This window comes from Sphingomonas sp. GW821-FHT09E03, from assembly GCF_059416225.1.
The window spans coordinates 444,518-458,048 of sequence record NZ_JBWKOS010000001.1 but is presented as its reverse complement, the minus strand read 5'-3'; the positions used below and the strand labels follow the sequence as shown (position 1 = coordinate 458,048).

At 67.0% G+C, this 13,531-nt stretch carries 16 protein-coding genes, 1 tRNA gene and 1 riboswitch; of the genes, 8 read left to right on the top strand and 9 right to left on the bottom strand.

Going from position 1 to position 13,531, the window contains the following annotated elements; translation table 11 throughout:
• Positions 1–19: 19 nt before the first annotated feature.
• Positions 20–2,269, bottom strand: a complete 2,250-nt coding sequence (gene parC, locus AC07M8_RS02475; RefSeq protein ID WP_495172837.1) for a DNA topoisomerase IV subunit A — start codon at positions 2,267–2,269, stop codon at positions 20–22.
• Between the two features lie 235 nt (positions 2,270–2,504).
• On the opposite strand from parC, the gene AC07M8_RS02470 reads away from it, so the two are divergent.
• The 5 genes from AC07M8_RS02470 to purQ all read left to right on the top strand — a co-directional run bounded on the left by AC07M8_RS02470 (position 2,505) and on the right by purQ (position 6,616).
• Entirely contained in the window at positions 2,505–3,404 is a 900-nt protein-coding gene (locus AC07M8_RS02470; protein ID WP_495172836.1) for an alpha/beta hydrolase, read from the top strand.
• A complete protein-coding gene (gene kynU, locus AC07M8_RS02465) occupies positions 3,401–4,615 on the top strand; it encodes a kynureninase (RefSeq protein ID WP_495172835.1) in 1,215 nt (404 codons plus the stop codon). Before AC07M8_RS02470 ends, kynU begins: the two co-directional genes overlap by 4 nt.
• Before the next feature lie 306 nt (positions 4,616–4,921).
• Positions 4,922–5,701 (top strand): phosphoribosylaminoimidazolesuccinocarboxamide synthase, encoded by a 780-nt coding sequence (gene purC, locus AC07M8_RS02460; RefSeq protein ID WP_267395935.1) that lies wholly within the window; start codon positions 4,922–4,924, stop codon positions 5,699–5,701.
• Positions 5,702–5,714: 13 nt separating this feature from the next.
• Complete coding sequence (gene purS, locus AC07M8_RS02455) at positions 5,715–5,951, top strand: phosphoribosylformylglycinamidine synthase subunit PurS (RefSeq protein WP_495172834.1); 237 nt, start codon at positions 5,715–5,717, stop codon at positions 5,949–5,951.
• Positions 5,948–6,616 carry a phosphoribosylformylglycinamidine synthase subunit PurQ gene (gene purQ, locus AC07M8_RS02450; RefSeq protein ID WP_495172833.1) on the top strand — a complete coding sequence of 223 codons (669 nt, stop codon included), beginning with the start codon at positions 5,948–5,950 and terminating at the stop codon, positions 6,614–6,616. Before purS ends, purQ begins: the two co-directional genes overlap by 4 nt.
• 116 nt (positions 6,617–6,732) lie before the next feature.
• Here the strand turns inward: purQ and AC07M8_RS02445 are convergent, their stop codons facing one another.
• Entirely contained in the window at positions 6,733–7,452 is a 720-nt protein-coding gene (locus tag AC07M8_RS02445) for a queuosine precursor transporter (RefSeq protein WP_495172832.1), read from the bottom strand.
• A 59-nt stretch (positions 7,453–7,511) separates the two neighbouring features.
• Here AC07M8_RS02445 and AC07M8_RS02440 point away from each other — a divergent pair.
• Positions 7,512–7,588 (top strand) — tRNA-Arg (locus AC07M8_RS02440).
• A gap of 14 nt (positions 7,589–7,602) precedes the next feature.
• On the opposite strand, the gene AC07M8_RS02435 is transcribed toward AC07M8_RS02440, so the two are convergent.
• Positions 7,603–7,749, bottom strand: a complete 147-nt coding sequence (locus AC07M8_RS02435) for a hypothetical protein (RefSeq protein WP_495172831.1) — start codon at positions 7,747–7,749, stop codon at positions 7,603–7,605.
• A gap of 453 nt (positions 7,750–8,202) precedes the next feature.
• Between AC07M8_RS02435 and AC07M8_RS02430 the strand changes: the two genes are divergently transcribed.
• Positions 8,203–8,508 (top strand): hypothetical protein, encoded by a 306-nt coding sequence (locus AC07M8_RS02430; RefSeq protein WP_495172830.1) that lies wholly within the window; start codon positions 8,203–8,205, stop codon positions 8,506–8,508.
• Positions 8,509–8,528: 20 nt separating this feature from the next.
• Here the strand turns inward: AC07M8_RS02430 and AC07M8_RS02425 are convergent, their stop codons facing one another.
• Positions 8,529–8,777 carry a hypothetical protein gene (locus AC07M8_RS02425; protein WP_495172829.1) on the bottom strand — a complete coding sequence of 83 codons (249 nt, stop codon included), beginning with the start codon at positions 8,775–8,777 and terminating at the stop codon, positions 8,529–8,531.
• Between the two features lie 51 nt (positions 8,778–8,828).
• Between AC07M8_RS02425 and AC07M8_RS02420 the strand changes: the two genes are divergently transcribed.
• Complete coding sequence (locus AC07M8_RS02420; protein WP_495172828.1) at positions 8,829–9,260, top strand: HIRAN domain-containing protein; 432 nt, start codon at positions 8,829–8,831, stop codon at positions 9,258–9,260.
• A 16-nt stretch (positions 9,261–9,276) separates the two neighbouring features.
• Here AC07M8_RS02420 and AC07M8_RS02415 read toward each other — a convergent pair whose 3' ends face one another.
• The 5 genes from AC07M8_RS02415 to rplQ all read right to left on the bottom strand — a co-directional run bounded on the left by AC07M8_RS02415 (position 9,277) and on the right by rplQ (position 13,500).
• Positions 9,277–9,495, bottom strand: a complete 219-nt coding sequence (locus tag AC07M8_RS02415; RefSeq protein WP_495172827.1) for a hypothetical protein — start codon at positions 9,493–9,495, stop codon at positions 9,277–9,279.
• A 136-nt stretch (positions 9,496–9,631) separates the two neighbouring features.
• Positions 9,632–10,702 carry a threonine aldolase family protein gene (locus AC07M8_RS02410; RefSeq protein WP_495172826.1) on the bottom strand — a complete coding sequence of 357 codons (1,071 nt, stop codon included), beginning with the start codon at positions 10,700–10,702 and terminating at the stop codon, positions 9,632–9,634.
• 50 nt (positions 10,703–10,752) lie between these two features.
• A riboswitch (SAM-I-IV-variant riboswitch) is annotated at positions 10,753–10,863 on the bottom strand.
• A 27-nt stretch (positions 10,864–10,890) separates the two neighbouring features.
• Entirely contained in the window at positions 10,891–11,376 is a 486-nt protein-coding gene (locus AC07M8_RS02405) for a methylated-DNA--[protein]-cysteine S-methyltransferase (protein WP_495172825.1), read from the bottom strand.
• A gap of 29 nt (positions 11,377–11,405) precedes the next feature.
• Positions 11,406–12,968, bottom strand: coding sequence for a glutamine-hydrolyzing GMP synthase (guaA, locus tag AC07M8_RS02400; RefSeq protein WP_495172824.1), 1,563 nt, complete (start codon positions 12,966–12,968; stop codon positions 11,406–11,408).
• A gap of 109 nt (positions 12,969–13,077) precedes the next feature.
• Positions 13,078–13,500, bottom strand: coding sequence for a 50S ribosomal protein L17 (gene rplQ, locus AC07M8_RS02395; RefSeq protein ID WP_495172823.1), 423 nt, complete (start codon positions 13,498–13,500; stop codon positions 13,078–13,080).
• Between the last annotated feature and the right edge of the window lie 31 nt (positions 13,501–13,531).

The following is a 13,531-nucleotide window of genomic DNA, read 5'->3' as shown; positions in this document are numbered from 1 at the left end:
CAAACTTGTTCGCCATGGTTTAGCCGAACTTGTTGTCGCGCGGGAAACCGGTCGGCGGCGTCCGCCCCGCCGCGCCGCGCGCCGCGCGCCACAGCGACAGGTCGCTCTCGGTACGCGTCCGCCCGCTGTCGCCGCCCATCGCCCAGCTCATCCCCTCGGCAAACACGAAGGCGGTGGTGTCGGACAGGCTGCCCTCGCGGAAGCGCTGGAGCTGGACGCCCTGGCCGCGGCTCATCACCGGTACCTCGGCGATCGGGAACACCAGGAACTTGCGGTTGTCGCCCACCGCCGCGATGTAATCGGCATCGGCGCGGACCGGCCGCACCACGATCAGCTTGGCGCCGGGCCGCGGCGTCATCACCGTCTTGCCCTTGCGCGTCTCGGCGATCACCTCGGCGACCGGCACCAGAAAGCCGCGCCCGTCGCTCGCCGCGATCAGCAGTTTCTCCTGCGCGCGCGCGTTAAGGAAGGCGACCACCGGCACGCTGCCGTCGAGATCGATCATCGCCCGCACCGGCTCGCCGAACCCGCGCCCGCCCGGCAATTTGTCCGCCGCCAGCGTGTAGAACCGCCCGTTCTCGGCGGCGAGCAGCAATTTGTCGGTGGTCTGGGCGTGGAACGCGAACGCCGGCCCGTCGCCCTCCTTGAACTTCAGCGTCTCGGCGCCGGCGAGGTCGACATGGCCCTTCATCGCCCGGATCCAGCCGCGCTGCGACAGCATCACCGTGATCGGCTCGCGCTCGATCATCGCTTCCAGCGGGATATCGCGGGTCGGCGCCGCTTCCTCGATCGTCGTCCGCCGCGCGCCGAGCACCGTCTCCAGCCCGTAGCGGTCGCGGATCTTGGCCATGTCGCGCTTCAGCCGCGCGCGCTGCTTCTTGGGGTCGGCAAGCAAGGCGGCGAGCGTCGCCTGCTCCTTGTCGAGCTTGTCGCGCTCGCCCTTGATCTCGAATTCCTCGAGCCGCCTGAGCGAACGCAGCCGCATGTTGAGGATCGCCTCGGCCTGGCGATCGGTGAGGCTGAACTCGTCCATCATCACCGCCTTCGGCTCATCCTCGGTGCGGATGATCTCGATTACCCGATCGAGGTTGAGATAGGCGACCAGATAGCCGTCGAGCAGCTCGATCCGGTCAGCGATCTTGGCGAGGCGATGCTCGGTGCGCCGGCGCAGCACCACGAACTGATGCTCCACCCAGGCGGCGAGCGCCTCGCGCAGGCTCATCACCCGCGGCGTGCGGTCCTTGTCGAGCACGTTCAAGTTGAGGCTGAACCGCGTCTCGAGATCGGTCAGCCGGAACAAGCCGTCCATCAGCACCTGCGGGTCGACGGTGCGGCTGCGCGGCTCGAGCACCACGCGAATCTCGGCATCGGATTCGTCGCGGACGTCGGCGAGGATCGGCAGCTTCTTGTCGTTGATCAGCGCCGCGATCTGCTCGATCAGCTTGCCCTTCTGCACGCCGTACGGGATTTCGCTGACGATCAGCTGCCAGCCGCCGCCCTTCTCGCGCTCGATTGCCCAGCGCGCGCGCACCCGGAACGAGCCGCGCCCGGTCGCATAGCTCTCGGCGATCACCGCCGGCGGATCCACCACCAGGCCGCCGGTGGGGAAGTCCGGGCCCTTCACGTGGCTGAGGATCGCCGCATCGTCCGCATCGGGCCGGTCGACCAGCAGGATCGCGGCATCGAGCAGCTCGGCGGCATTGTGCGGCGGCACGCTGGTCGCCATGCCCACCGCGATGCCGCTCGCGCCATTGGCGAGCAGATTGGGGAACATCCCCGGGAACAGCTCGGGCTCCTGATCCTCGCCATTGTAGGTCGGCCGGTAGCTGACCGCATCCTCGTCGAGCCCGTCCATCAGGTCGATCGCAACCTGCGTCAGCCGTGCCTCGGTATAGCGATAGGCCGCGGCGTTATCGCCGTCGATGTTGCCGAAATTGCCCTGGCCGTCGACCAGCGGGTAACGCAGCGAAAATGTCTGCGCGAGCCGCACCATCGCGTCATAAACCGACTGGTCGCCATGCGGATGGTATTTGCCGATCACGTCGCCGACCACGCGCGCGCATTTCTTGTACCCCTGCGACGGGTCGAGCCGCAGCAGCCGCATCGCCCACAGCAGCCGCCGGTGCACCGGCTTCAGCCCGTCGCGGACGTCCGGCAGCGAGCGCGCGGTGATCGTCGACAGGGCATAGACGAGGTAACGCTCGGACAGCGCACTGTCGAACGGCTCGTCGAGGATGCCGATCGGGGGGTCCTTGAAGTCGGTGGCCATATCGGGAACACTAGCAGCGTCGGCCCAGCAATCAAACAGCGCCGGCGACGGGCAGCCGGACCTCGTCCCACCACCGGGAGATATCAGCCTTCGCTCGGGTGACGGCTCGCCAGCGAACGCCGCGATCTAAACCGGCCGATAGCCGCCGCCCCCACCAACCCCATTCACCCCACCCCTCGGCCGCGCTACGCAGGTCACCATGCGCCTCAATCCCCTCCTGATAACGATCGCCGCCATGACCGCCACCACCGCCCCCGCCCAGCAGCTCACCCCGCCGGTCACCCAGCGCGTTACCCCGCCCCTCACCTGGACCGATCTCACCAGCCGCCCCCGCCCGGCCGGTGCCATCGCGTTCAGCTACGGCCCCGACTCGCTGCAGCAGGCGGACCTGTGGCTGCCCGCCGGCCGCGGCCCGTTTCCGGTGGTGCTGATGGTCCACGGCGGCTGCTGGCAGACCCATATCGCCGACCGCAAGCTGATGGACTGGGCCGCTGACGACCTGCGCCAGCACGGCATCGCGGTGTGGAACATCGACTATCGCGGCGTCGATCGTGCCGGCGGCGGCTATCCCGGCACCTTCGCGGACGCCGCCGCCGCGGCCGACCAGCTCCGCGACATCGCGCCGCGCTACCGCCTCGACCTGCGCCGCCTGGTCGCGGTCGGTCACAGCGCCGGCGGCCATCTTGCTTTGTGGCTCGCCGCGCGGCCGCGGCTGCCGGCGACCAGCCCGCTGCACAGCGCCCATCCGCTGACGATTCCCCAGGTGATCAGCCTCGGCGGGCTACCCGATCTCGAGGCCACTGCCACCAGCCCCGACAATGGCTGCGGCACCGATGTCGTCGCCGATCTGGTCGGCAAGGATCGCGCCGATCCCTACGCCGACACCTCGGTGCCCCGGCTGCTGCCGCTTGGAGTCCCCCAGCAGCTGGTCAATGGCGCCGAAGACCGGATCATCCCGCTGCGCTTCGCCACCGACTATGTTGCCCGGGCGCGCGCAGCCGGCGACAAGGTCTCGCTCCACACCATCGCCGACACCGGCCATGTCGAGCTGATCGCGCCCGGCAGCCCTGCCTGGACGCAGACCCGGCGGTTGATCGAGGCGGCGCTGCACCTGCCGGCGGAGACGACACGATGACCCACGACGATGCCCGCGCGCTCGATCGCGTCGATCCGCTCGCCCGCTACCGCGACCTGTTCGACCTTCCCGATGGCGTCATCTACCTCGATGGCAATTCGCTCGGCGCCTTGCCCAGGGCCGTCCCCGCCGCGCTCGACGAGGCTGCCCGCCGCCAATGGGGCGATCGGCTGATCCGCAGCTGGAATGAGGGCTGGATCGACGCACCGCAGCGGCTCGGCGCCACCATCGCCCCCCTGATCGGCGCCGCGGCGGACGAGGTGATCGTCGGCGACGCCACCTCCACCCATCTGTTCAAGGCGCTGGTCGCCGCGCTGCGCGTCGACCCGGCGCGCACCACCATCGTCAGCGAATCCGGTAACTTCCCGACTGATCTTCACATCGCGGAAGGCGCCGTCGCCTGCGTGCCCGGCGCCACCCTGCGCGTCGTACCACGCGACCAGCTCGCCGATGCGCTCGGCGGCGACACCGCAGTGCTCCTCCTCACCCAGGTCCATTACAAGACCGCCGAACGCTTCGATCTCGCCGCCTGGACGGCGCGCGCCCATGCCGCCGGCGCGCTGATGCTCTGGGATCTCAGCCACAGCGTCGGCGCCATTCCCGTCGATCTCGCCGCGGCGAACGCCGATCTCGCGGTCGGCTGCTGCTACAAATATCTCAACGGCGGCCCCGGCGCGCCGGCCTTCCTCTATGTCGCGCGGGGCTGGCAGGATCGGCTCGCCAGTCCGCTGTCCGGCTGGATGGGGCATGCCGCCCCCTTCGCCTTCGAAGACCGCTACCGCCCCGCCGAGGGCATGACGCGCTGGCTGATCAGCACCCCGCCGGTGCTCGGCATGGTCGCGCTCGAAGCCGCGCTCGCGCTCTGGACGGACATTGATCAGGCAGCAATCGCCCGCAAGAGCGCCGCCCTCTTCACGATCCTCGCCGCCGCCGGCGACGCGCTCGGCCTGCCCTGCGTCACCCCCCGCGATCCCGCCGCACGCGGCAGCCACATCAGCTTCCGTGCGCCCCACGCCTATCAGCTCAGCCAGGCGCTGATCGCCCGCGGCGTCATCGGCGACTTCCGCGACCCCGACATCCTCCGCTTCGGCCTCACCCCCTTGTACCTCAGCCACGACGACGTCTGGCGCGCCGGCGACATCCTGCGCGAGGTGATCGAGACCGACGCCTGGCGCGCCCCCGAATACACCATTCGCCAGGCGGTGACCTGAGACGTGACCGTCTCCAATCCTCCCCCGGAGGGGGAGGGGGACCATTGCGCAGCAATGGTGGAGGGGTAGGTTGCCGCATGCTCCACGGCCCGACATCGACCCAGGCACGCGCCAAGCAGCTCCGTCGATCCATGACGCTGCCAAAGAGCAATATCCGCTAACCACCCCCCGCCACTAACAACCGCATCCTGCGATCATCCCCCACCCGCAATTGCGCCCCCCGCCCCCTTCCTCTATAGGCGCGCCCATCCCGCCCCGGCCGGCAACCCACGCCGCCGGGGCTGCTCATTTCCAGGGGACACGCGCATGGCTCGCCGCCGCCAGATCTACGAAGGCAAGGCCAAGATCCTGTACGAGGGTCCTGAGCCCGGTACCCTGATCCAATACTTCAAGGACGATGCCACCGCGTTCAACGCCCAGAAGAAGGGCACGATCAACGGCAAGGGCGTGCTCAACAACCGGATCAGCGAGCACATCTTCACGCTGCTCGACCATATCGGCGTGCCAACCCACTTCATCCGCCGCCTCAACATGCGCGAGCAGCTGATCCGCCAGGTCGAGATCGTCCCGATCGAGGTCGTCGTCCGCAACGTCGCCGCGGGTTCGCTGTCCAAGCGGCTCGGCATTGAGGAGGGCGTCAAGCTCCCGCGCACGATCATCGAATATTATTACAAGGACGATGCGCTCGGCGATCCGATGATCTCCGACGAGCATATCGCCGCGTTCGGCTGGGCGAGCCAGGAGGAGATGCACGACATCGCCGACCTTGCGATCCGCGTGAACGATTTCCTCTCCGGCCTGTTCGCCGGCGTCGGCATCCGCCTCGTCGATTTCAAGCTCGAGTTCGGCCGGATCTTCGACAATGATTTCGGCCGGATCATCCTGGCCGACGAGATCAGCCCCGACGGCTGCCGGCTGTGGGACATGGAATCCAACGAGAAGCTCGACAAGGATCGCTTCCGTCGCGATCTCGGCGGCGAAGTCGAGGCCTATCAGGAAGTGGCGCGCCGGCTCGGCCTGCTCCCCGAGGGCGGCGACAACGCCGTTCTCGATCTCGACAGCCATCGCAAGCGTCGCGGCAAGTAAGCGGGATAACCACATGAAACTGCGTGTTTATGTCACCCTCAAGCCCGGCGTGCTTGATCCCCAGGGCCGCGCCATCCACCACGCATTGGGCGGCCTCGGCTTCGAGGGTGTGCAGGATGTCCGCGCCGGCAAGCTGATCGAGCTCGAGGTCGCGGACGCGACCGACGACGCGGCGATCGACCAGATGTGCCGCAAGCTGCTCGCCAATACCGTCATCGAAAACTATCGCGTCGAGAAGGTGTCGGCATGAAGACCGCGGTCATCGTCTTTCCCGGCTCGAACTGCGATCGCGACCTCGCCGTCGCCCTGGAGACGGTGACCGGCACCAAGCCGATCATGGCCTGGCACGGCGATTCGGCGCTGCCCAATGGCATCGGCCTCGTCGCCGTCCCCGGCGGCTTCTCCTACGGCGATTACCTGCGCTCCGGCGCGATCGCCGCGCGATCGCCGATCATGCGCGCGGTGGTCGAGCAGGCCGGGCGCGGCCTGCCCGTGCTCGGCGTCTGCAATGGCTTCCAGGTGCTTACCGAGGCAGGTCTGCTGCCCGGTGCGTTGATGCGCAACCAGGGCCTCAACTTCGTCTGCCGCGACGTCGCGCTCACCGTCGACAACGCGCAGACCGCCTTCACCAGCCGCTATGAGGCCGGCGAGACGATCCGTGTCCCGGTCGCGCATCACGACGGCAATTACTTCGCCGATGCCGAGACGCTCGATCGCCTCGAAGGCGAAGGCCGCGTCGCCTTCCGCTATGGCGAGCCCGTCAACGGCTCCGCCCGCGCCATCGCCGGTCTGGTCAATGAGGCCGGGAACGTGCTCGGCATGATGCCGCACCCTGAGCGCAAGATCGAAGCCGCCCACGGCGGTAGCGACGGCCGCCGCCTGTTCGAAGGCCTGCTCGAGACGGTCGGCGCCTGAACCGAGAGGGGCAACCGCGCTCCTCCGTCCCGCTCTGAGGGAAGTCGTACAAGTTATTGAAATGGTTAGCTTGCTATAGGATCGCACCATAAGCGATATGCGCGAACATAGCGAAGTTACACTCGCGCTCGGAACGGCGTGAAGTCGGTCCCCTCGTCGAACACGTCGACGCCCTCGGCCCGCTTCAGCCACCCGACCACCGCATAGGTGAGCGGGGTCAGGATCACCTCCCAGCCCACCTTCAGCGCCCATTGGGTGAACAGCACCACCACCACCAGATGCCCCGTCCACCCCGCCGCGCCGAGGAAGGCCAGCGGGTAGAAGATCAGGCTGTCGACGCCCTCGCCGACGATCGTCGACCCGATCGTCCGCATCCACAGGTGCCGCCCCCCGCTCCACACCTTCATCCGGGCGAGCACATAGGAGTTGACGAACTCGCCCGCCCAGAAGGCGCACATGCTCGCGAGCACGATGCGCGGTACCTGGCCGAAGATGGTCTGGTAGGCGGCCTGGTTGCCCCAGCTCGGCGCCGGCGGCAGCGCGACCACCACCCAGCTCATGAACGCCATGAACGCCACCGCGGCAAAGCCCGCCCAGATCACCCGCCGCGCCCGCGCATAGCCATAGACCTCGGTCAGCACGTCGCCGATCACGTAGCTCACCGGGAAGAACAGGATCCCCGCCCCGAACGGCCAGTCGCCGAGCACGGGCAGATGCACCACCGCCACCTTGCCCGCGCCGATCACGTTGGACAGCAGCAGGATGGCGACAAAGGCAGCCATCACGAAGTCGTAGTAGCGGAACGTCGTTCCCGCCGTGGCGGCTCCCTTGTGCATGCGAGGGTTATGATCCCGGTTCCGTCGCGGCGCAATCCGCGCTAATCCCAGCCTGTCGCGCGCCCGTAGCTCAGTTGGATAGAGCACGAGCCTTCTAAGCTTGTGGTCGGTGGTTCGAATCCACCCGGGCGCGCCAACTGCCTCGCAAGCCTAGAACAACGCCTTACCGATCAGCACCCACAGCGCGACGCTGATCGGCAGGGCGAGCAGCACGCCATGCTCGCCAAAGCGATGCAGCCTGGCCGGCCGCGCCGGTCCCGCGTTGGGGGACGATAGATGGGCTGGTCGCGACGCCATTTCATGATCCTCTCAGCCTTTGTGCACAGGCCTTCAGCCGAGAAAATGCTCATTTGACGGGCGAGGATCAAGCGCGCGGCGGGTTTAATCCCGGCTTTTTTGCATGCCGAAACGACACCTTCCCGCACCTGGCGCAGCGCGACACGATGGTGGTTGGCCGGAGGGTAGCCGGCTTCCTGACCCAATCGTGCAGGCCCCATTTACACAGCATCGCTCTCTCCCTCGACTCGACAGTTGCTGCCGTAGTCTGGGGAGACCTATCACACTGCGCCGCCACCCGAATGCAGTGACGCGTACCGAAATGGCACGTGCTGCTTCTGTCGCGCCGTGGTGCTCGCAACCTGACGGCCATGGACTGCGGATCGAAATGAGCCTCAATTCTACCGCCGTGGCTTAAGCTAGCTAGCATGCTGCAATTTGGGCGCTTATCGTGACGTCAGAGAGGATGTCGAAATGACGCCATATGACAAGCAGAAGCGGCTGCATTGGGAGCTCACCAACGTCGGGCTGCGTGCCCAGGCGACAGCAGCGGGCCTGGTCCAGCTTTGTGTCGAGCTCCGCTGCGCCAATGTGATCGACGATTCGGCGATCGAGCGGATCAAGGAGGCGATCGCGGATGAGGTACTGGTCGCCGCACCCCGGGTGACGGCCTCACCAGGGTTCCGTCGCGAGGTGAAGGACCGCTTGGACAAGCTGTTTGCCGGCGAGCAGGAAGTTGGCTCGGCAGATGCCCTGGCGTTCGGCGCGCAGCAGGAGTAAGCGATCCCGGTTACCGATTGTCAGCCTTTTGCGGTGATCGGTACCGATGCGCGATCCAGGCGACGCGGCACGGCAGGCGCGGGCTGCGCTGCCATCTCCCCGGCCAGCCGGGTGGCGTGAAGGCGCCGCAGGATCAGCGCCAAATCCCGCTCGGTGAGCCCCGACGATTGATCAATTACCGCGCCTTCAGGCAAGGGCTCGACCCACGCCGCCAGTCGGTTGCACGCCGCGCCAAGATCAGGATCGAAGCTATCGTCGAAGTCAGCCATTCGCTCAACGTATGGCTTTCGCGAGCGCCTGCAAGGTCATAGGTCGCTGCGATGCAGGAACTCACCCTGGCCGTGGTCGGCATCGCCTTTGCCAACGCTGATGGCAGCAACCGGCTATCCGAGGCGCTGATGACCATGCCGGGCGAGCCGATCGAGCTGGTGCCCGAGCCCAAGAACAAGCACGACAGCCACGCGATCGCGGTGATCAGCCCGCGCGGCGTGCAGCTCGGCTATGTCAACGCCGAGCGGGCACCATATGTCGGCGGCAGGATGAGCCGCGGTGAGGAGGTGAACGCGATCTTTCAGGGTGTCGAAGGAGCGTCTGCCTTCGTGCGGGTGCGGTTCGGCGGCGGCATCCCCATGCTGCCGGTCGCGTCGGCGAAGCCAGCCGTGCCGCGGCCGCCACGGTCGCCGCGCCGAACCGAGCCATATGATCCGCACGCCTTCTACCCCGATGAAGACGGACCTGAGTGGGGCACGTGATGGTGACCAGGGCGGCCTAGCGGATGCCGAAGCCGGCCGAGCTGTTCTCGCCGTCGTCGGTCGGTGTGCGACCGGCCAGCACGTTCTCGAGCTGGTCGAGGGTATAGGGCACATCCAGATGCTGCGCGCCGAGGAACAGCCGCGAGCCGTCGCCTTCCGGCACGGCATGGGTGAGCTTGTCGATGTCCACCAACGCCCTGCCCGCCGGCCGTATCTCGATCTGAACAAACCGCATGATCGTCTCCATGGTGCAGCAGCCGCCGCCTTATGCCCGCCAACGATCGGCGCGCCGGAAAGACGCTAGTACCAGCAGCAACCCGCGCTAAGCCTCATGCGGTTTTCGCCCGGGGAAGACGACCTCACACCGCCACTCACTCTGCCGCCTCATACGCGAGATCTGACACTGCCTCGCAGCTCGCCCGACGAATATCGGCCGCAAGCTGATCAACCCGTGCCGGCACGGCATCCCAGGCGAACATGAACCGGGCGCCCCCGCCGATGAAGGTATAGAAGCGCCAGCCAAGCTCGCGCAGCCGCGCGAGCACTGGCTCGGGCGCGGCCATGAACACTGCATTGGCCTCGACGGGAAACATCAGCTCGATGCCCAATAGCCCGCGCACCTGCGCCGCCAGCCGCGCCGCGCAGGCATTGCCATGCTCCGCGTTGCTCAACCACGCGCCGCTCTCCAGCAAACCAACCCAAGGCGCCGACAGGAAGCGCATCTTGGACGCGAGCTGCCCCGCCTGCTTGCATCGGTAATCGAAGTCGAGCGCCAGCGCTGGATCGAAGAACAGCACCGCCTCTCCAACTGCCATGCCGTTCTTGGTGCCGCCGAAGCACAATACGTCCACACCGGCCTTCCAGGTGATGTCGGCCGGCGCACAGCCAAGCGTCGCACAGGCATGGGCGAAACGCGCGCCGTCCATGTGCAGCTTCAGCCCGAGCTCGCGGCACGTCGCCGCGATCGCGGTCACCTCCGCAATCGAATAGACCTGCCCCGTCTCGGTCGGCTGGGTGATGGTGACTACCCGCGGCTTTGGAAAATGGATGTCGGCCCGGCTTCTTGCCAGCGAGCGGATCGCATCGGGCGTCAGCTTGCCGTCCGGGGTCTGCGCGACGAGCAGCTTGGAGCCGTTGGAAAAGAACTCGGGGGCGCCGCATTCGTCGGTCTCGACATGGGCCTGCGAGGAACAGATCACGCTGTGATAGGATTGGCAGAGCGACGCCAGCGCCAGCGAGTTCGCCGCGGTGCCGTTGAACGCGAAGAACACCTCGCATGCGTCGGTCGCGAACAGGGTCCGGAAGGCGTCGGACGCGCGCTGCGTCCAGGCATCATCGCCATAGGCCGTCGCCGAGCCGCCGTTCGCCTCGGCCATCGCCGACCATGCCTCGGGGCATATCCCGGCATAATTGTCGCTGGCGAATTGCTGGTCGTCGATCATCGCGTCTATCCTTGTTCCGGTGCGCACCAGAAGCAGATCGACGCATATGGCTTCATCCCGATTGTTGCCGGTCAGGCCACATCCCTCCATCGATGATGGAGGCACCACCTTGCTCGGGAGCAGGTTGGTGTCGGGCGTCGTCCCGACTCTTGATGCTGGGCGCCTGTTAGCGGGTCAGACGATGCAGATCAACCGGCGAACAGCGGCAAGCCGGCTGAGCCCTGCTCGTGTCGCAGCAGCCACTGCTTGGCGGCCAGGCCGCCGGCAAAGCCGGTCAGCTTGCCGGTGGCGCCCACCACCCGGTGGCATGGGGCGATGATCGAGATCGGATTGCGGCCGTTGGCGGCGCCGACAGCGCGGCTGGCGCCGGCGCAGCCAAGCTGGCGGGCGATCTCACCATAGCTACGAGTCTCGCCATAAGGGATGGCGAGCAGTTGCGCCCACACCTGGCGCTGGAAGCTGGTGCCGCGAAAGTCGAGCGGGACCGAGAAGCTGGTTCTCTCGCCGGTGAAGTAGGCGGTGAGTTCGGCGTGCGCCTGATCGATCACGCGATGCCCGGCATGGGCGCCAACCATGCCGAGCGGCACGCGCTGCGGCGGATCGTTCTCCCACAAGATCGCGACCAGCCCCCGGTCGCCGGCCACCAGCGTCAGCTCGCCAACCGGCGATCGCATGGTGCCGGCGACCAGAGGGCTGGAGGCGATCACTCCCACTCGATCGTGCCGGGTGGCTTGGAGGTATAATCGTAGACGACGCGGTTGACGCCCTTCACCTCGTTGACGATCCGGGTCGCGACCCGCGGCAGGAAGTCGCTCGGGAAGTCGAATACCTCGGCGGTCATGCCGTCGGTGGAGGTGACGGCGCGCAAGGCGAGGACGTGGTCATAGGTGCGACCATCGCCCATCACGCCGACGGTGCGGACGGGGAGCAGCACCGCAAAGGCCTGCCAGATCGCATCGTACAGCCCGGCGTTGCGGATCTCCTCGAGATAGACGGCATCGGCCTTGCGCAGGATGTCGCAGCGCTCCTTGGTGACCTCGCCGGGGATGCGGATCGCCAGGCCGGGCCCGGGGAAGGGATGACGGCCAACGAACACGTCCGGCAGGCCGAGCTCGCGGCCAAGCGCGCGGACCTCGTCCTTGAACAACTCACGCAGCGGCTCGACCAGCTTCATGTTCATCCGCTCGGGCAGCCCACCGACATTGTGGTGGCTCTTGATCGTCACCGAGGGCCCGCCGGTAAAGCTGACGCTCTCGATCACGTCAGGGTACAGCGTACCTTGTGCCAGGAACTCGGCACCACCGATCTTCTTGGCCTCGGCCTCGAACACATCGATGAAGGTCTTGCCGATGAACTTGCGCTTGGCCTCGGGATCGGTGACCCCGGCGAGACCATTCATGAACAGGTCCTGCGCTTGGACGTGGACGAGCGGGATGTGATAGTGGCCGCGGAACAGGCCGACGACCTGCTCGGCCTCGCCCGCCCGCAGGATGCCGCCGTCGACGAACACGCAGGTCAGCTGATCGCCAATCGCTTCGTGGATCAGCAGCGCAGCGACCGACGAATCGACCCCGCCGGACAAGCCGCAGATAACCTTGCCGCTGCCGACTTGGGCGCGGATCTCGGCGATCTTGGCGTCGCGGAACTCGGCCATCGTCCAGTCGCCGGCAAGGCCGCAGACATGACGGGCGAAGTTGGCGATCAGCTTGCCGCCATCGGGGGTGTGGACCACCTCGGGGTGGAACTGGAGGCCGTAGAAGCGCCGCGCCTCGTCGGCGACGATCGCATAGGGCGCGCCTTCCGAGGTGGCGACGGGGGTGAAGCCCGGCGGGATCGCGTTGACCTTGTCGCCGTGGCTCATCCACACCTGATGGCGCTCGCCCTCTGCCCACAGGCCGTCGAACAGCGCGCAGCTGGTCTTGACGTCGACGAAGGCCTTGCCGAACTCGCCGCCGTCATCGGAGATGACGACGTTGCCGCCGAGCTGCGCGCTCATTAGCTGCTGGCCGTAGCAGATGCCGAGGATGGGAATGCCTGCCTCGAAGAAGCGCTGCGGCGCGCGGGGGCTGCCGAGCGCGGTGACCGAGGCGGGGCCGCCAGAGAGGATGATGCCAGCAGGCTTGATCCGGTCGAACGCCTCGTCTGCGGACTGGAAGGGGGCGATCTCGCTATAGACGCCGGCTTCGCGGACGCGGCGGGCGATGAGCTGGGTGACCTGGCTGCCGAAGTCGACGATCAGGATGCTCTCAGAGGCATGATGGGTCATGCCCGAGCCTCCTAGCAGATGTTGCGCGGGTGGAAAGGCCCTGCCCCACAAACGACAACGGCCGCGTCCCGGAAGGACGCGGCCGTTGCGGTAGACGATGCGAGGACGCTCAGGCGGCGTCGTCGAAATCCTCGTCGTTCATGACCGGGCCCGAGTCCTGACCCTTGGCCGTGACGTCGCGGTCGACGAACTCGATGATCGCCATCGGCGAGGCGTCCGAGGCGCGGATGCCGGCCTTGATGACGCGGGTGTAGCCGCCGTTGCGGCCGGCATAACGCTCGGCCAGCACGTCGAACAGCTTCACCAGCTGGGCATCGTCGAGCAGGCGCGAATGGGCCAGGCGACGGTTGGACAGGCCACCCTTCTTGGCGAGGGTAACCAGCTTCTCGACGTAGGGACGCAGCTCCTTCGCCTTGGCGACGGTGGTGGTGATCTGCTCATGCTTGATCAGCGCTGCAGACATGTTGCGGAACAGGGCAAGACGATGGGCAGAGGTACGCTGCAGCTTACGGCCGCCAACACGATGACGCATGGTATCTTCCTTCAGTTCGTTAAGAGGCCGT